Origin of the sequence: Streptomyces sp. BE20 (assembly GCF_036322525.1) — a bacterium.
Taxonomy (GTDB): domain Bacteria; phylum Actinomycetota; class Actinomycetes; order Streptomycetales; family Streptomycetaceae; genus Kitasatospora.
In genome coordinates, this window is sequence record NZ_JAQYWW010000646.1 from 1 (window position 1) to 20960 (window position 20960).

The window sequence follows — 20960 nt, forward strand, 5'->3', positions numbered from 1 at the left end:
CTGCGTGTCCGGGTTCACCCCCGACGTCTGCAGACCCGGAACACCGTTCGTCTCCTCCCACAGATCGAACACACCACCCGCCAACGGCGCCGCCGTATTCGCATCCGTCTTCAACACCCGCACCTCACCCGTCACCGGAGGAGTGCCGCAGGCGGGAAGGTCGCCGTTGAAGGGCCAGGCGTGGAACTCCTGGCCGCCGCCTCCGGTGGCCAGGCTCGTGTGGTTGAGGGTGCCGGCGGTGAAGAACCGGCCGTTGACGCCCGCGAGGGTCACGGTGGTCACCGAGGACTGCTCGCCGATCAGGAAGCTGCCCTGGAACTGGCCGGTGCCGCCCAGGCTGACGACGGAAGCGTCGGGGAAGTTCCACAGCAGGTGGTCGCGGTAGGCGTTGAGCGGGTCGTCGGTGTCGTTGATGCCGCCGCTGAAGGTGTTCAGGGCCCGGGTGGCGCCGAGCACGTTGACCAGGATCGTGGCGCCCGTGGGGATGTTCGCGAAGACGATGCCCTGCTGGCCACCGGTCGGGCCGGTGAGGTTGAAGTCGACGTTGAACACCTGGAGCGCCGAGCTGCCGTCCCCGGTGAACAGGGTCTGCCCGCCCTCGTTGACGGCGGTGCCGGTCGGGGTCCGGGGCGTGCCTCCGACCCGGGCGTAGCAGTCGGACGCGGAGGTGAGCTGGTCCCGCAGGCCGCTGTAGGGCTGTACGGCGTTGGGGTCGGTGACCAGGGTGCCGGTCACGGTGCCGGTGACGGGGCCGGCGTGCCGGACGACACCGCCCTCGGCGACCAGGGTCTGACCGGGGACGACGGTGACGCCGCCGCCGGTGGTGAGGAAGTCCGCGCCGTCCGGCGGAGGCACCCGGGAGCCGACGCCGGCGATGCCGACGTTGTAGATCGAGCTGACCCCCACCTCCTTGGCCTGGCTGAAGTTGTTGAGGACGACGACGCGTCCCTCGGCCTCGGCGGCGCGGCCGGTCACCAGGAAGTCTCCGCCGACGAAGACGTTGATGCCGTTGTCCCGACCGGCGAACGGGCCGTTGTTGATCGAGCTCGGGTAGGGGTTCGGGCAGTCGCCCGGGACGCACGGCCCCAAGCCGCCGGGGAGCGGGGCCGCCACGGCCGTGACCGCCCCGGGGCCGAGGGCGAGCACCGGGACGAGGGCCGAGATGACGGTACAGGGGACGGCGAGTGCTCCGGCGCGTCTGCGGACGCGGGAGAGCAGTCGGTTGAAGGAAGCCATAGTCGTAGCGTCCGGCAGCAGCGCGGATCGGGTCACCGGTGAGGTGGCCGTCTACGCTGATGCGGTGACCAGCCGCACCCTTACAGTCCAACCGTCACCCGGGCGGCGGGCACGCGCGGGGAGCGTGGAGCGTCCGCACCGGACGACCTGTCAGCCGGCCGGACCGGCCGGCCCGCGGCCCGGCTCCGCTCAGGCGGACTCGTCCCACGGCGAGGGGGCGCGGTTGCCGGTCCCGTCGCAGGTGCGGCAGATCTCGTCGCGGTAGGCGTGCTTGGCGCCACCGGCGTCGACCCGGTAGCGGACGTAGACGCCGGTCCCGTCGCAGAGGAAGCAGTTCCCGCCGCCGCCGCCCACCTCGGTGGTGCCGGTGCCCTGGCAGGTCCGACAGCTGAGGCCGGCGGTGCGGCCGGTGCCCGCGCAGATGCGGCAGACCGTGGTCATCGTCTTCCTCCCGGGTCGGAACCAAGGTCATGCTAGGCCCTGCGCTCCCCCGGAAACCCCGGACCGTCGGCTTCGGCCTGCTTTCGCCGGGGCCCTCGGCACTGTTCACCGCCCGTTCATCCGGCGCGGAGGGACGCCCCTGCCCGACCCCGAGGCCCGGCGGCACCCGGTGGCACCCGGTGGCACCCTGGTCCGACGGGTCAGCCCGACAGGCCCTCGCGGACGCGGCGGGAGACGGCGATCTGCTGGAGGTCGAGCATGCCCGGGGGGTCGGCGAGGCCGGGACCGCCGGCCTGCACCCACTCGGCTATCTCCTCGATCATGTCGTCGGCCAGGACCCAGCCGAGCCAGACCGGCCGCCCCCCGGCCGCGCGGCCCTCGCTCGACGGGCCGACCACCACGACGTTCGAATGCGCGCACGTGTCGAGGCACTTGACGGCCCGGACCCGGCCCGATGCCCCGACGGCCGTACGCAGCCGCTCGTACTGGCCGGTGTGGTCGATACCCGGGTGCTTCTGCTCGGTGCCGCAGCAGCAGCCCCGGCAGACGGTGACGGTCACGGGGGAGGCCGGGCCCTGCCGGCCGGTGTGCTCGCGGTCTCGGCGGCTCATGGTGTCTCAGCTCTCCTCACGGCGCGGGGCCTCGTGGTGCGGGCCTCGTCGTGCGGGGCCTCGTTCTCCAGGGCCCGCCGCCACGCCCGTTCGCGCAGCAGCCGCAGGCCGTTGAGGCCGACGACCACGGTGGAGCCCTCGTGCCCGGCGACGCCGAGCGGCAGGGGCAGCGTACCTGCCAGGTCCCAGACGACCAGGAGGGTGATGCACGCGCCGGCGATCACCAGGTTCTGCACCACGAGCGTGCGGGCCCGCCGGGAGAGTGCCACCACGGCGGGGAGGGCGGTCAGCTCGTCGCGGACGACGACCGCGTCGGCGGTCTCCAGGGCGAGGTCGGAGCCGGCCCGGCCCATCGCCACCCCGCTGTGCGCGGCGGCCAGGGCGGGGGCGTCGTTGACGCCGTCGCCGACCATCAGGACCTTCCGGCCGGCGTCGGCCAGCGCGCGGACGGCGGCGACCTTCTCCTGCGGCAGCAGCCCGCCCCGGGCGTCGGTCAGCCCGACCTCGCGGGCCAGGTGGCGGGCGGCGCGCGGGTTGTCGCCGGTGAGCAGCACGGGCGGGCGGCCGGTCAGCGCGGTCAGGGCCCGGACGGCGGCGGCGGCCTGTTCGCGCGGGCGGTCGGCGAGGCCGAGGACGCCGACGGGTTCGCCGTCGCGGAGCACCAGGACGGCGGTGCGGCCCGCGGCCTCCAGGGCGACGACCTCGGGGTGTTCCCGGTAGGGGCCGGGGGCGCCCACGGCGACCACCGCGCCGTCCACGACCGCCCGCACCCCGACGCCCGGGGTGGCGGTGAAGTCGGTGGCCGGCGGGACGCCGGTACCGCGTTCGCGGGCGGCGGCGACGACGGCGCGGGCGAGCGGGTGCTCGCTGGGGTGCTCGGCGGCGGCGGCGAGTGCCAGCAGGCCGTGTTCGGTGACGCCGCCGAACGGGCGGACTTCGGTGACCCGGGGCGTGCCCTCGGTGAGGGTGCCGGTCTTGTCCAGGGCGACGGCGTCGACCTGGCCGAGTCGTTCCATGACGACCGCGGACTTGACCAGGACGCCGTGCCGGCCGGCGTTGGCGATCGCGGAGAGCAGGGGCGGCATGGTGGCGAGCACCACGGCGCACGGCGAGGCGACGATCATGAAGGTCATGGCGCGCAGCAACGTGCCGGAGAGGTCCGCGCCGAGGGCGAGCGGGACGGCGAACAGCAGCAGGGTGGCGGCCACCAGGCCGGCGGCGTAACGCTGTTCGACCTTCTCGATGAAGAGCTGGGTGGGCGCCTTGGTCTCGGACGCCTCGGTGACCATGGCGACGATCCGGGCGATCACGGTGTCGGCGGCGTCGCGTTCGACCCGGATGCGCAGCGCGCCGGCGCCGTTGAGGGTGCCCGCGTAGACCTCGTCCCCGGCAGCCTTGGGGGCGGGGAGCGGTTCGCCGGTGATGGTGGCCTGGTCGACGTCGCTCGCGCCGTCGAGGACGCGGCCGTCGGCGCCGATCCGCTCGCCGGGGCGGACCAGCACGGTGTCGCCGACGGCGAGTTCGGTCGTGGGGACGGTTTCCTCGGTGCCGCCCCAGGGGCCGGTCACGGCGCCGTGGCCGGCCTCGCGCAGCCGGGTGGCGGTGGCGGGGGCGAGGTCGAGCAGGCCGCGGACCGAGTCGGCGGTGCGGGCGGTGGCCAGGGCCTCCAGGGCGCCGCTGGTGGCGAAGATGACGATCAGCAGGGCGCCGTCCAGGACCTCGCCGACGGCGGCGGCGCCGAGGGCGGCGACCACCATCAGCAGGTCGACGTCGAGGGTCCGCTCGCGCAGTGCGCGCAGTCCGGCCAGGGCCGGCTCCCACCCACCGGCAAGGTATGCGACGGCGTACAGCGCGCCGTGCGCCCAGTCGGGGCCACCGGGCAGCTGGACGGCGAGCGCGGCCAGGAAGGCGACGAGGCTCGCCGCCGCCCAGCGCGCCTCGGGCAGCGCGAGCACGCGGGTGCGGTGCGGCGCCGGTGCGGCGGGCGGGGCGGCGGTGGGCGGGCGGGTGAGCACGGTGGCGGGCATGGGCGTCACGATACAGGAACACATGAACACACCTTCATGTGTTCATATGGACGGCCGGCCCGCCCGAGGACCCGCCCCGTAGGATTCAGCCATGGGACACTCAGCCGCCGAGAACGCCGTGCCGCAGATGCGCCTGGACGCCTCCAACGCGGCCAAGGTGGCCAGTACGCTCCAGGCCCTCGCCACCCCCTCGCGCCTGCTGATACTCGCCCAACTCCGCGAGGGCCCCCGGGCCGCCACCGAACTCGCCGACGCCGTCGGCATGGAGCAGTCCGCCTGCTCCCACCAGCTCCGCCTGCTCCGCAACCTCGGCCTGGTGGTCGGCGAACGGCGCGGCCGCTCGGTCGTCTACTCGCTCCACGACGAGCACGTCGCCGCCCTCCTCGACCAGGCCGTCTACCACGTCGACCACCTCCGCCTCGGCCTCACCGACGACCGCTGAGACCCCCGGAGGACGCCGCACGGCACCGCCCGCCCCGCCACGCCACCGCCACCTTCACCGGGGGGACTCCTCCGCGCGGTCCTGGGCCGCGAGGACGGCGTCACCGTGCCGGGACCCCCAGGCGCCCAGGGTCTCCAGGGCGGGCAGGAGGGTACGGCCGAGCGGCGTGAGCGCGTACTCGACGCGGGGCGGGGACTCGGGGTAACTGCGCCTCTCCACGAGGCCGTTGTGTTCCAGCCGACGCAGCGTCTCGGTGAGCACCTTGGCGCTGATGCCGCCGATCCGGGTGCGCAGCGCGCCGGGGCGCCTGGGTGCGTCGCGCAGCGCCCAGAGCACCACCGGGCTCCAGGTGTTGCCGAGCAGGTCGAAGGCCGCCCGGGCCCGGCAGTCGGCCAGGTAGGTCTGGCCCGGAATCTCGTCCACCGCTCCCCCAGAGTTCGTCGGTCACGCACCGATCGGTAACCGACGGCGCTCCTAGTGTCATCCCGAATCGACCGAACGAGGCCGAACAGGCCGGACGGACAGGAGGCTTCGCATGCGGATCGGCATCATCGGGGCGGGGAACATGGCGCGGGCGCTCGGCGGGCAGTGGGCCCGGGCCGGGCACGAGGTGGTGTTCGGCGCACGGTCGGCGGCGCGGGCCGCCGAGGCGGCGCAGAGCGCGGGTGCGCGGGCGTGGGTGGTGGCCGGCCCGGCGGCGGCGGCGGAGTTCGGCGAGGTGGTGCTGCTCGCCGTCCCGGCCGACGTGGCGGAGGCGGTGGTCGCGGCGGCGGCCCCGCCGGCCGGGCGGGTACTGGTCGACTGCACCAACCCGATCGCCCCCGGCCCGCTCGGTCTCCACCTCACCACCGCCGGCGGCCCGTCGATGGCCGAACGGATCGCCGCCGCCGCTCCCGGCACTCACGTGGTGAAGGCGTTCAACGCCTGCCACGAGAGCGTCTGGCGGCTCACGCCGCCGGTGTTCGACGGCCGCCCGCTCGCCGTGCCGCTCTGCGGGGACGACCCGGGGGCGCTCGCCCTGGTCGGCCGCCTCACCGCCGACCTCGGCGCGACTCCGGTCACGGCCGGTCCGCTGGCCCGTGCCGGGCTGCTGGAGGCCGCCACCGCGTTCGCCATCGGCCTCTGGTTCGCCGGTCACGACGCGCAGGCCGTCCTGCCGCCGCGGCAGTACTCGGGCGTGCCCGCCGCCTGACGCGGGGCCGGGGCGGCCCCGGCGGCGGCACGGCCACCGCCGTCACACCGCACACCGCCGTCAGGCCACCGCCGCTACGCCGCCGCCACTACCCCGTCGCCTCCGCCGCGGCGCGCCCGGCGGCGCGGCCGGAGAAGAGGCAGCCCCCGAGGAAGGTGCCCTCCAGGGAGCGGTAGCCGTGGACGCCGCCGCCACCGAAGCCGGCCGCCTCACCCGCGGCGTAGACGCCGTCGAGTACCGAGCCGTCCGCCCGCAGGACACGCGACGAGAGGTCGGTCTCCAACCCCCCGAGGGACTTCCGGGTGAGGATGCTCAGCCGGACGGCGATCAGCGGGGCGGCGTCCGGGTCGAGGACGCGGTGCGGGGCGGCGGTGCGGATGAGCTTGTCGCCGAGGTAGCGGCGGGCCCCGTGGATGGCGGTGACCTGGAGGTCCTTGGCGAAGGGGTTGGCGATCTGGCGGTCGCGGGCCTCGACGACGCGGCGCAGTTCGGCCGCGTCGATCAGCTGGGCGCGTGCCTTGGCGTTCATCGCACGGGCGAGGTCGTGGAGGTTGCCGGCGACGACGAAGTCCGGCCCGTGGTCGAGGTGGGCCCGGACGGGGCCGGGGGCACCGGGGAGGGCGCGGGCGAGGACGCCCCGCACGGACCGGCCGGTGAGGTCGGGGTTCTGCTCGGAGCCGGAGAGGGTGAACTCCTTCTCGATGATCCGGCGGTTGAGCACGAACCAGGTGTGGTCGTGCCCGGTGGTGCGGATGTGTTCGAGCGTGCCCAGGGTGTCGAAGCCGGGGAAGAGCGGGACGGGCAGCCGGCGGCCGAGGGCGTCGAGCCAGAGCGAGGACGGACCGGGCAGGATACGGATGCCGTGCCTGGCCCAGACCGGGTCCCAGTTGGCGATGCCCTCGGTGTAGTGCCACATCCGGTCGCCGTTGATCAGGTGACCCCCCGCCTCGCCGGCGATGCCCAGCATCAGCCCGTCGACGTGGGCGGGGACGCCGGAGAGCATCCGGTCGGGCGGGGTGCCGAGCCGGGCCGGCCAGGACCTGCGGACCAGCTCGTGGTTGCCGCCGATGCCGCCGGAGGTGACGATCACGGCCTGGACACGCAGCTCGAAGTGGCCGGCGACCTCCCGCGAGCTGGCCACGCCTCGGGCCGCGCCGCTCGGGACGAGCACCTCGCCGGTCACCGTGTCGACGGCGCCGGCGCTCCCGGACAGGCCCGTGACCCGGTGGCGGAACCGGAGGTCGACGAGTCCGCGCGCGGCGGCGGCACGGACCCGGCGGACGAACGGTTCGAGCAGTCCGGGGCCGGTGCCCCAGGTGATGTGGAAACGGGGGACGGAGTTTCCGGGACCGTCGGCGAGCTGTCCGCCGCGCTCGGCCCAGCCGACCACGGGGAAGAACCGGACACCCATCGCGTGCAGCCAGGCCCGCTTCTCGCCGGACGCGAAATCGACGTAGGCCTCGGCCCAGCGGCGCGGCCAGGCGTCCTCGGGGCGGTCGAACCCGGCGGTGCCGAGCCAGTCCTGCCGGGCGAGGGCGGGCGAGTCGCGGATCCGCATACGTCGCTGCTCGGGCGAGTCGACCAGGAAGAGCCCGCCGAAGGACCAGTGCGCCTGGCCGCCGAACGAGGCCGCGGGTTCCTGGTCGAGCAGGATCACCTTCCTTCCGGCGTCGGCGAGTTCGGCGGTCGCGGCGAGGCCCGCGAGTCCGGCTCCGATGACGATGACGTCGGCGTCCAGGGCCATGCGGGCTCCTCCATCGGTGCTCCGGCCGTGCGCGGTGCTGTTGCCCGCGGGCCGTGCGCGTGCGGGCCCGCGGGCGGCGGGGGTGCCGTGCCCGTGGGCGGTGCGGGTGCGCCCGATACTGCGGCCTGCGGCGGGGCCCGTCAACAGGTCGGCGGCCTGCGGGGGCCGTGACGAACGGCGGCGTGAATTTCGCTCCACCCCGTTTCGGAAATACCTTCGATACGCCGTGGAGCGAAATTCGAAATACCTCTGACGGATTCTCGGATGTTTCCGCGCAAACCATGGACGAATACGAAACCCGGAAGTAACTTACCTTCCAGTAGCTGTGGCCAGGCTCGCACGACCCCCCACCCCACCCGTTTCTCTCCCCCAGGAGGAACCGTGCTCCGCCCTGCCCGGAACCGCCGCACGACCCGTACCTCCCGGAAGCCCGCGCTGCTCGGCGCCGCCGCACTGGGCGCGGCCCTCGCCCTGACCACGACCGGCGCGCAGGCCGCGACCCCCGCGCCCCGGCACTACGTCGCGCTCGGCGACTCGTACGCCGCCGGCGCCGGCGTTCCGGGCCAGTCGGCCGGGCTCTGCCTGCGCTCCGACCGCAACTACGGCCACCTGGTCGCCGCCGCCCTGCGCGCCGGCGCGTACACCGACGTCACCTGCGCGGCGGCCAAGGTGAAGGCGATGACGCAGCCGCAGTACGACGCCTTCATCCGGGTCAACGACCCGCAGCTGAACGCGGTGACCGCCGACACGGACCTCGTCACTCTCGGGATCGGCGGCAACGACCTGGGCGTCACCGACCTCGGGATCGGCGAAGTGGTCGGCGCCTGTATCGCGGGCGCGGTGGTCAACCCGCTCGGCACGCCGTGCAAGGACCTCTACCACCACGGCCACTGGGACTGGTCCAGCTGGTCCTGGCAGTACGGCAACGACGACCTCGCCGACCGGGTCGCCGCGGCGGCCCCGCAGGTCGCGGACACCCTGAAGCGCATCCGCGCCAAGGCCCCGAAGGCCCGGATCCTGGTGGTCGGCTACCCGTCCGTGCTGCCCGCCGACGGGGCGGACTGCGTGCTCCGCCAGCCCATCGCCCCGCGCGACATCCCGTACCTGAACGGCGTGCTCGGCAAGCTCAACGCCATGCTGGCGGCCACCTCCGCCGCCAACGGCGCCACCTTCGTGGACACCGCCACGCCGACCGCCGGACACGACGTCTGCTCGGACGACCGCTGGGTCGAGGGCGCGCTGCCCGGCTCCCCGGCCGTCCCGTTCCACCCGAACGCCACCGGCGAGCGCGTCATGGCCGACGCCGTCCTCAACGCCCTCAGGTAGGGCCGGGGGAAGCCGACTTCACACCGCCCACGGGGCGGGAAACCCCGAGGGGGCGGTGACCGGGATCCCGGTCACCGCCCCCTCGGCCGTCCTGCGGAGCACTGCGGAGCGGACCCGCGGCGCACCCGCGGCGGACCGCGGTGAACCCCGCCGGCCGGTCACGGCTTGATGCGGACCACCTGCGGGTCGTGGTCGCTCGCCTGCTGCGCGAACTCGGCGTTGATGTGCACGATGTCGTACTTCGCGTAGCCGACCTCGGGGCTGACCAGGATGTGGTCCAGCACCTGCGAGTTGCCCTGGTAGACGTACGAGTACTGCTCCTTCTCCGGCAGCTCGTTCACCAGCGAGCGCAGCACGCCGTCCTTGGTGAGGGCGGCCAGCGCGGGCGAGAACTGGTAGTCGTTGAAGTCGCCGAGCGAGACCACCTTGGCCTCCTTGTCGGCGGCCAGCAGCTTGGCGACGAAGCCCTGCTCGACGGTGGCCTGCTTGATCCGCTGCACCTCGGAGGAGCGGGTCGGGGCCTGGAAGCGGCTGTCGATGCCCTGGTCGCCGCCCTTGCTGTTGAAGTGGTTGGCGATGACGAAGACCTTCTTGCCGCGGAAGGAGAACTGCCCCGCCAGCGGCTTGCGGCTGCTCGCCCAGGCCTCGTCGGCCGGGGCGATCCGGCCGGGCGAGGCGGTCAGCGCGGCGCCGGCGCCGGTGCCCGCGACGTCGACGGCGGTGGTGGCGGTGCCGCCGGGGATGTCGGTGAAGGAGACCCGCAGCGGGTTGAAGAGGAAGACCTGGCGGATGTTGCCGCCGGGCTCGCCGCCGTCCTTGCCGTCCTCCGGGTCGACCGAGCGCCAGTCGTACGCCGGGCCGCCGGCCGCCTTGACCGCGGCGACGAACTTGGCGACGGTCGCACTCGCGTCGACCGTGCCGTCGTTCTTGGCGCCGTTGTTGTCCTGGATCTCCTCCAGAGCGAGGATGTCGGGCGAGCGCAGGTTGGTGACCACGGCCTGGGCCAGCTCGGCGAACTTGGCGTCGGGGTTGGTGGCGGCCAGGTTCTCCACGTTGTAGGTGGCGATGGAGAGCTCGCGGTCGGCGGCCGGGGTCGTCACCTCGCGCTGGAGGTGGTTGTCCTGGAGCGCGCCGAGGGTGCCGGCGACGAGGGTGTAGCCGCCGAACGCGTTGTAGTCCAGCGGGCCGGTGGTCTCGCCGGTCAGCACGTCGCCGACGTTGGCGAGCGGGAACGGCTGCTGGGCGACCGGCGCCTGCTGCTGCACCATCAGGCGGCCGACGTTCGGCTCGTCGTAGGACTCGTAGAGGACGCCGCCGCGCTTGCTGCGCTGGTCCTGCTTGTCCGCCGCGACCCAGAGCTCGTTGTACTTGTCGGTCGCCTGGATCACCCGGACGTCCTTGACCTGGACGAGCATGCCCTCCAGCGACTCGTAGAAGTCGAGGGTGTACTTCTCGGGGTTCAGGGCGACCCCGTTGACGGTGCCGTCGGCGCCGGCCTGCGGGCTGTAGGTGCCGGGGATGTTGCGGGTGTCCACCACGACCGGCGCGGGCAGCGCATTGCCGGAGGAGAGCACGGTGACGGCCGGGTTGGTCAGCTGGGTGAGCGACTGCGACCCGCCGTTGAAGTTCGGGTAGTACTCCGTCACCTTGCCGGTGACCAGCACCGAGTCGCCGACCTTGACGGTCGGGTTCGCGGAGCCGGTGTAGACGAAGACGGCCTCGCTGGTGGCCGGGTCGGCGTCCGCGGTCGGGTCCTGGATCCAGAAGCCCTTGGAGCCGTACGCGCGCACGCCGGTGACGATGCCGGGCACGCCGGCGACGGTCTTGCCGGTGCGGTCCGACAGGCGGGTGGTGCCTTGGATGTCGTGGATCCGGACGGTACCCGGCTCGGTCGGACCGGTCGGGGTGCTGCCCTCGGCGACCTCGCCCTTGGTGTTGGTCGGCGTCGGGGCGCCGGCCGCGAGGTCGGCCGCGTTGTCGTCGGTGTCGGCGAGGCCGGTCCGGCGGGCCACCGAGGCGCTGTTGGAGGCGCCGGCCACCGAGGCCGAACCCTCGTGGACCACGGCGGTGCCGAAGCCGACCAGGTCGCGCACCCGCGGGTCGGCGGCGCAGTCGGCGGCGGTCTTGCAGGTCAGCGGGTCGGTGCCGCGGACGAGCGCGACGGTGCCGCTGGTGCCGGAGAGCGCGAGCGAGCCGGCCGCGTCCGGGGTGGGCAGGTCCACGGTGCCCGCCGCGCCGGCCGCCTCGGCCACCAGGTAGCGCCCGCCGGGGGCGATCGCACCGGTCAGCGGGGTGACGCCCCACTGGGAGTTGGCGCCGGGCGTGCCGGATATGTACTGGACGCTCCAGCCGTCCAGGCCGAAGGCGGCGCCGCCCTTGTTGGCCAGCTCGACGAAGTCGTTCTTCAGCGTGGCACCCGAGTTGCCGCCGCCGCCGTACACCTCGGCGATCACCGCGTCGGCCGAGGGCGCGGCCACGGCGGACGGCAGCGGGACGAGCACCAGCGAGGCGGCCAGGCCGGCCGGGAGGAGCGTGGCGCGGAGCAGCGCGCGGCGCGAGCGGGGAGCGGTGGGCGTGGTCACCGGGACGGGACTCCTAGCTCTGCCGGGCGCGCGGCGGCGCGGCACGGCAGTCGGGGGTGGCAGGTGGCCGGGCGGCGTGGGACCGGCCGGACCGTGAGGGTGGGTCAGTCGGGCGCACACCGCGCGCTCCCGCTACCCGCGTAGAAATTCGTGCGGAAGTCGGTGGGCGCCCCCCGCAGCGCCCAAAGATACGCGCGTAGAAAATGACCCGACAAGACCCCGGAGGTTAACTTCTCCGGTACGCCGAGGAATTGCCACCCCGAAGCTGTGACCCCCGCTACACGCGGCCCCGCCGGGCTGACCGGCCGGCGGGCCCGGCCGGCTACAGCCAGCCCCGCTGAGCCGCCTTCAGCCCCGCCTCGAACCGGCTCGCCGCCGCCAGCCGGTCCATCAGCGCGGCCATCTGCCGGCGGACCGTCCGCACCGAGACGCCCAGCCGCTTGGCCGCCGCGTCGTCGGTGAGCCCGGTGGAGAGCAGCCGCAGCAGCTCGCGCTCACCGGCGCTCAGGCCGGTGCCGACGTCGTCGGGGCGGTCGTCGCCGAGCGGGAGGGCCGTCTCCCAGGTCTGCTCGAAGAGCGCGACCAGCGAGGCGACGATGCCCGGTTCCTCGGTGCACAGGGCGCCGGCCCGGGTGTTCTCCGGGTCGATCGGCACCACGGCGGTGGTCCCGTCGAAGACCAGCATCCGGGGCGGCAGCACCGGCGCGGTGCGTACCCGGCCGCCCAGGGCGGTCATCCACCGGGCGTAGGCGAAGGTCTCCGGGTCGTTGCGGACACTGTCCTGGTAGACGGTGCGCAGGACGACCCCGCGCCGCAGGGCGTCCTCGTCGAGCGGACGGGACGCGGCCAGACTCGCGGGGGACTGCGCGCCGCCGGGCATCACGGCCAGGCACTCACCGGTGAGCCGGGCGGTCAGCACCTCCAGCTTGGCCTGGATCGCGTCGAGGCCGACCAGCCGCTCCCCGCCGTCCACCAGGGTGGCCGAGCGGAGCGTCGCGTACTCGGCGACGGCCCGCGCGACGGCGGCCTTGGACACGGCCAGCTCCTGCTGGCGGCGGGCGAGTTCCTCCTCCTGGCGGCGGAGCAGGAGCTCCAGCCCGCGCTCCGGGCTGACCGGCCAGAGCGTGCCCGGGCGCTCGCGGGAGGCGCGCAGCAGGGTGAGGTCGGCGAGCCGGTCGAGGGCGGCGCGGACGGCGGGTTCCGGGAGCCGGACCCGCACGCAGAGTTCGACCACCCCGCCCTCCGGGTCCGCCAGCATCTCGCGGTACACGGCCTCTGCGGTGCTGTCCAGGCCCAGCAGTTCCAACACGTCAACGACCCCTGAATCATCACATCAGCGCAAATGGACATCCGGACGGTCCGCCGGATCCAGATCCTTCCGCCGGTACCCCGCACCCACAAGGCACGATCCGGTCAGGCGAGCAAAACGGGACCGTCCGGTCCGCTTTCCGATCGGACGACCGTCGCGCCGGGCCGCAGCCCCCACCCCGACCGCCGCCCGGGCCCCCGCCCGGACCCCCGCCCCGGCCCCTTCCCCTACAGCCGGCACACGGGTCGACCGACCGGCGTTGCAGCAAGCTGCCTGTCCGGTTGTTGCCCGCCGCTCCCCCTCCCGCCACCGGCCCCGCACCCGGGAGGATTCACCCTGCACCGCCGTCACCCCCCGAGCGACACCGCCCCGAGCAACGAAGCCCCGAGCAACAACGCCCCGAGCGGCCAGGACCCGAGCCCACACGCCCTGCACCACACTCCCGAACGACCGTGCACAGAACAGGAATCGTCGTGCCGAAGACCGTCCGGCTGCTCGCCGTCGCCGCCCTCGCGCTCACCCTCGCCACCGCCGCCCCCGCCTTCGCGGCCCCGTCCGCCCAGCCCGTCGCCGTCACCGCGACCGCCCCCGGCGGGCCCGGCATCGGCTGGGACGGACCGTCGTCCTCCGGGCCCATCGGCTGGGACGTCACGCCCGCCGGCACCCCGGGCATCGGCTGGGACTGACCGGCCGGTGATCCCCGTCCACCTGACCCTCCTGGACGTCTCCGCCGCGCCACCGGGCGAGGCCGGACCGGCGGACGTCAGGGCTGCCCTGTGGGCGAGCGCCGGCCCGGGCGACGGCCTGGAGCATGTGCGCGCCCGCGCGGTACCGGGGGGCGTCGGCCTGGTCCTGTTCGTCCGCGCCCCCGACCACCCGGTGGCCGAGCTCCGGGCTCAGACCCTGCTCGACCGGGCGCTGGCGGGCGGCCCCGCCCGCCGTTTCGCGGTGGCCGCCCGGTTGTAGGGCCCTGCCCCCGGCGCGGCCGGGCCGGGCCGTGCGGACCGTGGAGCCGGTGCGGCGGCAGGGTGACAGGACGGTCCGTCGAGCCGCCGACGCCCCTGCGGACGGTCTGCGCCGGACGCCGTGCGCGGCCCTGCCGCCGGCCCCGCCCCTCCTGCGGCACGAGCCCCGCACGAGCCCCGTCCGGGCCGACGCCCCGTGCGGTTCGGCCCCGGGGTCCGGACGCTTCCCGTGGGCGCGCTGCGCGGTTCCTGACCATCCGTCCACATTTCGTTCACCCGCCACCCCTTCGCAATTCTGGCCGATTCATGCCCATGGCTTGACCGGCTCATTACTGGCACATCCACGCCAATCCGCCCAATCCCGTGTGCGGCCCGGGACCGTCGAGGAGTTCCGGGCCCTCCCCGGGCGACCCCCGCCCGGCCCGGCACCCCGGCCCGGCCCGGCCCCGCCCGGCAACACGAAGGCCGGCCCGGGGGGCGCACCCCCGGGCCGGCCGCCTTCCCACGCCGCGCCCTACTCCGCGGCCTTGTCCCCGGCCGCGACGAGCCCCGCCGACCACTTCTCCTCGACGTTGCCGAACTTCCAGTAGGCGACGGCCGCCACCCAGGTGAGCACGAAGAGTCCGACGATGGCATACCCGACGAAGTCGAGGTCCAGCCCGGCGATCCAGGCAACCGGCCCACTGGTGACGTCCAGCTTCTCGCCGAGCAGACCGATCAGCTCGATCGAGCCGATGACCAGGGCGACCAGCACCGAGAGCCCGGTGACCGTCAGGTTGTAGTAGATCTTCCGGACCGGCCGGGAGAACGCCCACTCGTAGGCGAAGTTCATGAACGAGCCGTCGATGGTGTCCAGCAGGCTCATGCCCGCCGCGAACAGGACCGGCAGTACCAGCAGCGCGTACCAGGGCAGCTGGAACGCCGCCGCGCCGCCCGCCAGCACCAGCAGCGAGACCTCGGTGGCGGTGTCGAAGCCCAGACCGAACAGCAGGCCGACCGGATACATGTGCCACGGCTTGGTGACGGCCCTGGTCACCCGGCCGAGGACGCGGTTCATCAGCCCGCGCTTCTCCAGCTGGGCCTCCAGTTCGGCCTCGTCGAACTCGCCCTCACGCATCTTGCGGAACACCTTGAGGATGCCGTTGAAGGCCCCCAGGTTGATCAGGCCGAGCAGGAGCAGGAAGGTCCCGGAGACGGCCACGCCGATCAGGCCGGTCGCCTCGTGCAGGCCGGAGTCGTCCGACTCGACCTGCCCGGCGAGCGACTTGATGCCGAAGGCGAGCAGCGCACAGAGCCCGAAGACGATCGACGAGTGGCCCAGCGAGAACCAGAAGCCGACCGAGAGCGGCCGCTTGCCCTGGCCCATCAGCTTGCGGGTGGTGTTGTCGATGGCGGCGATGTGGTCCGCGTCGAAGGCGTGCCGCATACCGAGGGTGTACGCGGTGAGGCCCATCCCCGCACCGAACACCTGGCCGCCGACGTCGTAGTGCTCGGGCGCGATGACCGCGAGCAGGGTGAACCACCCGATCACGTGCAGCGCGAGGATGAACCCGCCCATGCCTGCCAGTCGGATCCACTCCTCACGGGTGAGTCTGTCGCGCCAACGGGGGGCGGTCATCGGTACGTCCTGTCGTGTGGGGGGCGGAAAGCTGGGCCATCTTTCCCCCCTGCGGGAAGCAGGTGCAAGTCATGTGCAAGGACGAGACGCTCGCCGACCGCTCCCTCCGTACCCGACGCCGCCGCCGGGCACGGCTGGACGCGGTGCGGCCGGGCCCGGACCCGCTCACCGGGCGCGCGCCCGCTTCCTCCCCTACCGTCGGAGTACCGACGCCGCGGCGCGGGCACGGTCGGCCGGGCCTGCCCGTGCCTCCCGGCCCCCGCCGTCCGGCCCGCCGACCGGGACTCGATGGGAGCGGCCATGCCCTCGTACCCCTACCGCACCACCCGCGAGGACCTGCGCGTCCCCCTCCCCGACGGCACCGAGCTCTTCGCCCGCGTCCGACGCCCGGTGACCCACCAACCCGTCCCCGTCGTGCTGGAGTACTCCACCGGCCGCCTCACCGACTGGACCGCCACCGAGGACGCCCGCCGCCACCCCTGGTTCGCCGGCCACGGCTACGCCGCCGTCCGGGCCGACGCCCGGGGCCACGGCAACTCCGGCGGCCTGGCGACGTCCGATCCGGACGACGGGGCCGCCGACGGCGAGGAGCTGGTCCGTGCGCTCGCCGGGCAGCCGTGGTGCAGCGGACGGGTCGGCCTGCTCGGCACCGGCGCCGCCGGCGACGTCGCGCTGCGCCTCGCCGCCCGCGCTCCCGACGCCGTCCACGCCGTGGTCGTGGCCTGCCCCGAGGGCCCGCACCGCCTCGGCGGCGCCGTCCTCGCCGCCGACGGGCACGCCCGCGCCACGGCCCACCTCGCCGACGCGGCCCGCCCACCGGACCCGCAGTACGTCGGCGACGGCTGGCGGGCGATGTGGCTGGCCCGGCTGGAGGCCCTCGAACCGCCGCTCGCAGGCTGGCTGGCCGCCCCGCCCGACGCCCCGGTCGCGGCCTCCGCCCCCACCCTCGCCGTCGCCGGCTGGTCCGACCCGTCCGCCTCCCGTCTGCTGGACCTGCTCGCGTCCGCCGGTACCGTCCCCGTCCGCACCGTCCTCGGCCCCTGGTCCCACGGCCTGCCCGACGAGATCCTCCCCGAGGCGCTCCGCTGGTACGACCACTGGCTCCGGGACACCGACACCGGCGTCCTCGCCGTGCCCGCCCTGCGCAGCTGGCTCTCCACCCGCTGGGCCGCCGACGGCGCCTGGCCCTCCCCCGGGGTGCGCGACGTCCAGTACGGCCTGGACGGCCCGCTGCGCACCGCCGGCACCGCCTCCGACGACCGCTGGGTGCACGTCCGCTCCCCCCAGCACACCGGGCTCAACGCCGGCGCCTACGTCCAGCCCGGCCGCCCCGCCGAGCAGCCGCCCGACCAGCGCGAGGAGGACGGCCGCTCCGTCTGCTTCGACTCGCGGCCACTGCCCGAACCGGTCGAGCTCCTCGGCACCCCGGTCCTGTCCCTGCGGCTGCGCACCGCGCCGACCGGCGCGACGGTCACCGCCCGCCTCTGCGCCGTCGCCCCCGACGGCACCTCCACGCTGCTCACCCGGGGGGTCCTCACCACCCCGGGGACGGCGGACTCGGCCGGCTCGGCTGCCTCCAACGGCTCCGTCGGCTCGGCCGTCGAGGTCACCGTCGGCCTCGCCGCCGTCGGGCGCACCGTCCCGCCGGGCCACCGGCTGCGGCTCGCCCTCTCCTCCACCTACTGGCCCTGGCTCTGGCCCGGCCCCGACCCGGCGGGCTTCGAACTGGACCCGTCCCACTCCGGCCTCGGTCTCCCGGTCCGCCGCCCCGCCGCCGACCCCGACCCGACCACCTTCATCTCCCCCACCCTCCCGCTCCCGCCCCCGCTGCACGTCACCGAGCCGCTCACCGCCCGCCCCGAACGCGTCACCGTGCACGACATCGGCCGCCGCGAGTGGCGCACCGAACTCTCCCCCGCCACCGACGGCACCCGCACCCACCCCGACGGCCTGGTCCGCGACGAGCACACCGTCGCCGCCTACCGCGTCCTCACCGCCACTCCCCTCAGCGCCCGGGCCCGCGCCGACCGCACCGTCCGGGTGGAGCGCCCCGCCATCGGCTGGGACGCCACCGTCCACGTCCGCACCGAGCTGCGCTGCGACCCCACCCACCTGATCGCCGACACGCAGGTGCGGGCGTTGGAGGGCGGGGACGTCGTCTTCAGCAGGGAGTGGCACCAGCGCATCCCGAGGTGACCCGGCCCGGCCCGACGCGGTCCGCGGTCCGGGGTCCGGCGCGGACGGCCGCATCCGGCGCCTGCCGCCCGCGCGGGGCCGGGAATCCCGGGCCGACGGAAGATCGGACGACCCCCGCCCCGCCCCGCGGTTGCTGGCAGGATGCACCGGGTGACCTCTCCCTCTGCCCCCACCGCCGCCGACTACGGCTGGATCCGCTCCCCTGCCTCGTTCTTCGGCCACCTGATGGACACCGGGTACAGCATGCTGCTGGTGCGTGACGTCCTGCCCGAGCAGGTGCTCGGGGCGATGGGCGGATCGCCGTGGGGCACCTGCCGGGGGTCCGGCGAACTGGGCGACGCACACGCCGAGTTCCTGGAGGAGTGCGGCGACGATCCCGAGTCCGCCCTCGTCGGCGCGTTCTCCGTTCGGGACGCGGACGGCCGCGACTGGGCGGTCGTCCTGGAGCTCGGCAGCGACCTGGGGGCACGGCCCGAACTCCTGGCGACGTTCTCCGTCGGCACACGCGCCGTCTCGCACGACAGCAACTCGGGCAAGCCGATGCACTTCTTCCACTGGTACGAGAACGGTGAGCGGCGGACCGGCTTCGAGTACCCCACCCACCGGGACGGCACCACCCCGGACGACCTGAACGACCTGCTGCGCGACCTCGGCCTCGATCCCGACGGCGACAGCGACCCGGCCCTCGACAGCAAGGCGGCGGTCCTGGCGCTGGCCGAACGCCTGACGGGCGTACGGATGACGGAGGAGTTGCTGCGCGACGCCGAGTACCTGGTCGCCGAGGTCCCGGAGGAGCCGGTCGACGAGTAGGCGGGCCCCTCCCCCGGGCGGTGACCGGCGTGGCATTCGAGGCGCGGCCCTCGCGGGAGGGGGTCAAGGAGACGTGCCCTGGCGGGTCTGCCAGGGCACGTCCCGGCAAGGCACCGTCAGGGGCGCAGGCCACGAGCGGGGCCGCGCCGGGGATCTCCCTCGTGCTCGCCGTCCGGGCGGCGGGGCATCCGCCGAGTGGCGATCACTCCGAGGGCGACGGTGGCGAAGGCGAGGGCGAGGAGCAGCAGGAGGGCGAGACCGACGAACGCGCGGGCGACGCCGGGGTGGCTCAGGAGTCCCACGACGGGGCCGCCGTCCCGTCGTTGTCGTCGGCGTGGTCGTGGTCACGGCTCTTGAGGAGGGTGAACACGTCGAGGAGGTTGAGGACGGTGGCGGTCGAGGCGTGGCCGAAGCGGACGAGGACGCGGCCGTCGACCATGCCGGCGGTGGTGGCCGAGGGCCAGACGATGCCCAACGGTCTGCCGCGCTCGTGGAGTTCGGCGAGGAGAGCGGTGACCTCGGGTTCGGTGTAGGTCCGCATCCGGGGGTCGTCCGGTGCGATCGGCGGCTCGGGGCGGGCGCTCACGCGGCGGAGTCCAGCTCGAACCAGATCGACTTGCCCTGCCTGCGGGGGTCGGCGCCGAACCGGTGGGTGAGGGAGCGGACGAGGTGAAGACCGCGCCCGGACACCGCGTAGGGGTCGGCGTACGCCCGCTGCTCGGGGAGGTCCGGGCTGCCGTCACTGACGGAGACGCGGAGCATGCCTTCCAGGAGGACGACCACGACGAGCGGAGCCGGCGAGCCGCCGTGCTTCCACGCGTTCGCCTGGTGTCTCTTCCCGTAGTAAGAGAGGCTGAATGAATGCCCCGCCCAGGATCAGCATGGACGGGGCCGTGAGGATCTAACGGGACTGCTGCGGGGCGCAGGGGGCTCGGCACGCCCAGCGGACGTACGCCGGGCCGCTCACGCGGTCCATGATGCCGACCACCTTGCCGTCAGCGGTCGACGTCCCGCAGATGCAGCACGCGAACGCCTTCTTCGCCTTCTTCCGAGACATCACGCACCCACCCCGGCGAGAACCCGGTCAGCCGTGGTCGCGTCGTCCGGCCAGTACAGCGGATCCGGCAGATCAAGCTGCACAGCGAACGCTGCCGCCCGCCGTTGGGTCTGCCTCCAGCGCTCCGCCTGTTCTTCCGCCTGCTGGGCCAGGACTGCCGCCTTCTCACTGTCGGGGGTCTGCTCCCAGGCTTCGAGGTATGCGGGGACGAGTCGAGAAGACTCCGGGAGAGGCATGTTGCGGACGAGCAGGTGAACGGGGAACGGGCGGTACCACCCACAGATGCCGCGTCCATCCTGGGCGGCTCGGGCGTCGGGGGCGCGGTGCCCACCACGAGCCGGCAGCAGCAGGCGCAACGCCCACAGGAACGCGAGAACGATAAGCTGAGTCATGTCGGAGCCCTTTCACGGCTTCGTCCATCCCCCGGGACCGTTGGCGCGGTCGCCGGGGATTTCTGTTGAGCAGACCTTACTAGGGGTCCCTACCCCTGTCTATTGCTCCCTATACCACCCGACTCCCGTCAGTGGCTTCCGGCGGCTACCTTCATGACATGGAGTTCGACCCGACCCGTCCGAAGTGGCGCCAGATCCGCGACGAGATCGCCGTCAAGATCGAAAGCGGCGAGTACCCGCCCGGCTACCTGATCTCGGCGGTACAGCTCGAACGGGACTATGAAGTGGCGCGCGCGACCGTTCAGAAGGTCACGGCATCGCTGCGCGCTGACGGGTTGATCCGAACCGAGACGGGAATGGGCAGCTTCGTCACGGGCACGACAAAGAGGTAGCCCCGCCCAGGCGAACCAGGACGGGGCTGCTAGCTGCCCTCAGTGAGGGATGCCCTGGATGATCTTCCGGGCTCCCTGTCGGAGGAGTTCAGCGCATGCGCGGGCGCCCAGGACGGCCGGGTCTCCCTGGTGCTCGTCCCAGACCATGACGTTGGCGAACTTCGAGCCCTCACGGTCGAAGACCATGGCGCGAAGGGAGAGCTGCCCGTCCCCCTCCGTGGTGCAGTACCCGGCAATCGGGCTGTTGCAGTGCCCGCGAAGGCCGTGGAGCATGACGCGCTCCGCAGTAACTTCGAGCATGGTTGTCTCGTCGTTGAGCTTCTCCAGCAGGGCGCCGACGCTGTGGTCGTCCTGGCGGCATTCCAGACCGAGAACTCCGGCGCCGACGGCAGTCAGCATCTCGTCCATGCTGAGCACGTAGCCGGGCCGCTCGATTCCGAGACGGGCGAGCCCGGCAACGGCCAGGATCATGCCGTCCGGCTTACGAGTTGGTGCGTGATAGCGGGTGGGGCAGCAGGGGGCTGGTTGAGGTCTGTGGTTCACGTGCCGGCGGTGCGGTCGGAGACGAGGCCGGCGATGGCGCGGTAGGTGTCGGGCAGGGTCTCTCGGCGGTGTGTCCA

The 20960-nt window shown here is 74.0% G+C and carries 23 protein-coding genes and 1 pseudogene; 8 read left to right on the forward strand and 16 right to left on the reverse strand.

What is annotated here, in order from left to right; translation table 11 throughout:
* The 4 genes from PUR61_RS13680 to PUR61_RS13695 form a co-directional block, all read right to left on the reverse strand.
* Positions 1–1236 (reverse strand): choice-of-anchor A family protein (locus PUR61_RS13680; RefSeq protein ID WP_329879090.1); only part of this gene is annotated, 1236 nt, incomplete at its 3' end.
* 189 nt (positions 1237–1425) lie between these two features.
* Complete coding sequence (locus tag PUR61_RS13685) at positions 1426–1677, reverse strand: hypothetical protein (protein WP_329879091.1); 252 nt, start codon at positions 1675–1677, stop codon at positions 1426–1428.
* A gap of 200 nt (positions 1678–1877) precedes the next feature.
* Complete coding sequence (locus PUR61_RS13690) at positions 1878–2288, reverse strand: (2Fe-2S) ferredoxin domain-containing protein (RefSeq protein ID WP_329879092.1); 411 nt, start codon at positions 2286–2288, stop codon at positions 1878–1880.
* Positions 2285–4315, reverse strand: coding sequence for a heavy metal translocating P-type ATPase (locus PUR61_RS13695; RefSeq protein ID WP_329879093.1), 2031 nt, complete (start codon positions 4313–4315; stop codon positions 2285–2287). The genes PUR61_RS13690 and PUR61_RS13695 overlap by 4 nt, the downstream gene beginning before the upstream one ends.
* A 91-nt stretch (positions 4316–4406) precedes the next feature.
* Here PUR61_RS13695 and PUR61_RS13700 point away from each other — a divergent pair, with 91 nt between their 5' ends.
* Entirely contained in the window at positions 4407–4757 is a 351-nt protein-coding gene (locus PUR61_RS13700; RefSeq protein ID WP_329879094.1) for an ArsR/SmtB family transcription factor, read from the forward strand.
* A 54-nt stretch (positions 4758–4811) separates the two neighbouring features.
* Here the strand turns inward: PUR61_RS13700 and PUR61_RS13705 are convergent, their stop codons facing one another.
* Positions 4812–5180 carry a winged helix-turn-helix transcriptional regulator gene (locus PUR61_RS13705; RefSeq protein ID WP_329879095.1) on the reverse strand — a complete coding sequence of 123 codons (369 nt, stop codon included), beginning with the start codon at positions 5178–5180 and terminating at the stop codon, positions 4812–4814.
* Positions 5181–5292: 112 nt separating this feature from the next.
* Between PUR61_RS13705 and PUR61_RS13710 the strand changes: the two genes are divergently transcribed.
* Positions 5293–5949, forward strand: a complete 657-nt coding sequence (locus PUR61_RS13710; protein WP_443035167.1) for an NADPH-dependent F420 reductase — start codon at positions 5293–5295, stop codon at positions 5947–5949.
* An 88-nt stretch (positions 5950–6037) separates the two neighbouring features.
* On the opposite strand, the gene PUR61_RS13715 is transcribed toward PUR61_RS13710, so the two are convergent.
* On the reverse strand, positions 6038–7693 hold the full coding sequence (locus PUR61_RS13715; RefSeq protein ID WP_329879096.1) for an FAD-binding dehydrogenase: 1656 nt from the start codon (positions 7691–7693) through the stop codon (positions 6038–6040).
* Positions 7694–8074: 381 nt separating this feature from the next.
* Between PUR61_RS13715 and PUR61_RS13720 the strand changes: the two genes are divergently transcribed.
* Positions 8075–9019 (forward strand): SGNH/GDSL hydrolase family protein, encoded by a 945-nt coding sequence (locus tag PUR61_RS13720; protein WP_329879097.1) that lies wholly within the window; start codon positions 8075–8077, stop codon positions 9017–9019.
* Positions 9020–9177: 158 nt separating this feature from the next.
* On the opposite strand, the gene PUR61_RS13725 is transcribed toward PUR61_RS13720, so the two are convergent.
* Both PUR61_RS13725 and PUR61_RS13730 read right to left on the reverse strand, forming a co-directional pair.
* Positions 9178–11601, reverse strand: a complete 2424-nt coding sequence (locus PUR61_RS13725) for an endonuclease/exonuclease/phosphatase family protein (protein ID WP_443035168.1) — start codon at positions 11599–11601, stop codon at positions 9178–9180.
* A gap of 322 nt (positions 11602–11923) precedes the next feature.
* A complete protein-coding gene (locus PUR61_RS13730; protein ID WP_329879098.1) occupies positions 11924–12910 on the reverse strand; it encodes a helix-turn-helix transcriptional regulator in 987 nt (328 codons plus the stop codon).
* Positions 12911–13383: 473 nt separating this feature from the next.
* Here PUR61_RS13730 and PUR61_RS13735 point away from each other — a divergent pair, with 473 nt between their 5' ends.
* Positions 13384–13596, forward strand: coding sequence for a hypothetical protein (locus tag PUR61_RS13735; RefSeq protein WP_329879099.1), 213 nt, complete (start codon positions 13384–13386; stop codon positions 13594–13596).
* A 7-nt stretch (positions 13597–13603) separates the two neighbouring features.
* Positions 13604–13876, forward strand: coding sequence for a hypothetical protein (locus PUR61_RS13740; protein ID WP_329879100.1), 273 nt, complete (start codon positions 13604–13606; stop codon positions 13874–13876).
* Positions 13877–14389: 513 nt separating this feature from the next.
* Here PUR61_RS13740 and PUR61_RS13745 read toward each other — a convergent pair.
* The gene (locus PUR61_RS13745) at positions 14390–15493 is read right to left on the reverse strand and encodes a HoxN/HupN/NixA family nickel/cobalt transporter (protein WP_329879101.1); all 1104 of its coding nucleotides are present in this window, start codon (positions 15491–15493) and stop codon (positions 14390–14392) included.
* A 300-nt stretch (positions 15494–15793) separates the two neighbouring features.
* Here PUR61_RS13745 and PUR61_RS13750 point away from each other — a divergent pair, with 300 nt between their 5' ends.
* Both PUR61_RS13750 and PUR61_RS13755 read left to right on the forward strand, forming a co-directional pair.
* Positions 15794–17689 carry a CocE/NonD family hydrolase gene (locus tag PUR61_RS13750; RefSeq protein WP_329879102.1) on the forward strand — a complete coding sequence of 632 codons (1896 nt, stop codon included), beginning with the start codon at positions 15794–15796 and terminating at the stop codon, positions 17687–17689.
* A gap of 150 nt (positions 17690–17839) precedes the next feature.
* Positions 17840–18499: a DUF6461 domain-containing protein gene (locus PUR61_RS13755; RefSeq protein ID WP_329879103.1), complete on the forward strand. Its 660-nt coding sequence runs from the start codon at positions 17840–17842 to the stop codon at positions 18497–18499.
* A gap of 116 nt (positions 18500–18615) precedes the next feature.
* On the opposite strand, the gene PUR61_RS13760 is transcribed toward PUR61_RS13755, so the two are convergent.
* From PUR61_RS13760 to PUR61_RS13780, 5 genes are all read right to left on the reverse strand, one after another.
* The gene (locus tag PUR61_RS13760; RefSeq protein ID WP_329879104.1) at positions 18616–18801 is read right to left on the reverse strand and encodes a hypothetical protein; all 186 of its coding nucleotides are present in this window, start codon (positions 18799–18801) and stop codon (positions 18616–18618) included.
* Complete coding sequence (locus PUR61_RS13765; RefSeq protein WP_329879105.1) at positions 18789–19085, reverse strand: hypothetical protein; 297 nt, start codon at positions 19083–19085, stop codon at positions 18789–18791. Before PUR61_RS13765 ends, PUR61_RS13760 begins: the two co-directional genes overlap by 13 nt.
* A complete protein-coding gene (locus PUR61_RS13770; RefSeq protein WP_329879106.1) occupies positions 19082–19261 on the reverse strand; it encodes an ATP-binding protein in 180 nt (59 codons plus the stop codon). Before PUR61_RS13770 ends, PUR61_RS13765 begins: the two co-directional genes overlap by 4 nt.
* Positions 19262–19400: 139 nt before the next feature.
* The gene (locus PUR61_RS13775) at positions 19401–19556 is read right to left on the reverse strand and encodes a hypothetical protein (protein WP_329879107.1); all 156 of its coding nucleotides are present in this window, start codon (positions 19554–19556) and stop codon (positions 19401–19403) included.
* On the reverse strand, positions 19556–19948 hold the full coding sequence (locus PUR61_RS13780; protein ID WP_329879108.1) for a hypothetical protein: 393 nt from the start codon (positions 19946–19948) through the stop codon (positions 19556–19558). Before PUR61_RS13780 ends, PUR61_RS13775 begins: the two co-directional genes overlap by 1 nt.
* A 158-nt stretch (positions 19949–20106) precedes the next feature.
* Between PUR61_RS13780 and PUR61_RS13785 the strand changes: the two genes are divergently transcribed.
* A complete protein-coding gene (locus PUR61_RS13785) occupies positions 20107–20340 on the forward strand; it encodes a GntR family transcriptional regulator (RefSeq protein ID WP_329879109.1) in 234 nt (77 codons plus the stop codon).
* Positions 20341–20379: 39 nt separating this feature from the next.
* Here the strand turns inward: PUR61_RS13785 and PUR61_RS13790 are convergent, their stop codons facing one another.
* Both PUR61_RS13790 and PUR61_RS13795 read right to left on the reverse strand, forming a co-directional pair.
* Positions 20380–20883, reverse strand: coding sequence for a hypothetical protein (locus tag PUR61_RS13790; protein WP_443035169.1), 504 nt, complete (start codon positions 20881–20883; stop codon positions 20380–20382).
* Positions 20880–20960: pseudogene (locus PUR61_RS13795) on the reverse strand (transposase); the annotation flags it as partial. The gene PUR61_RS13790 and the pseudogene PUR61_RS13795, both read right to left, overlap by 4 nt.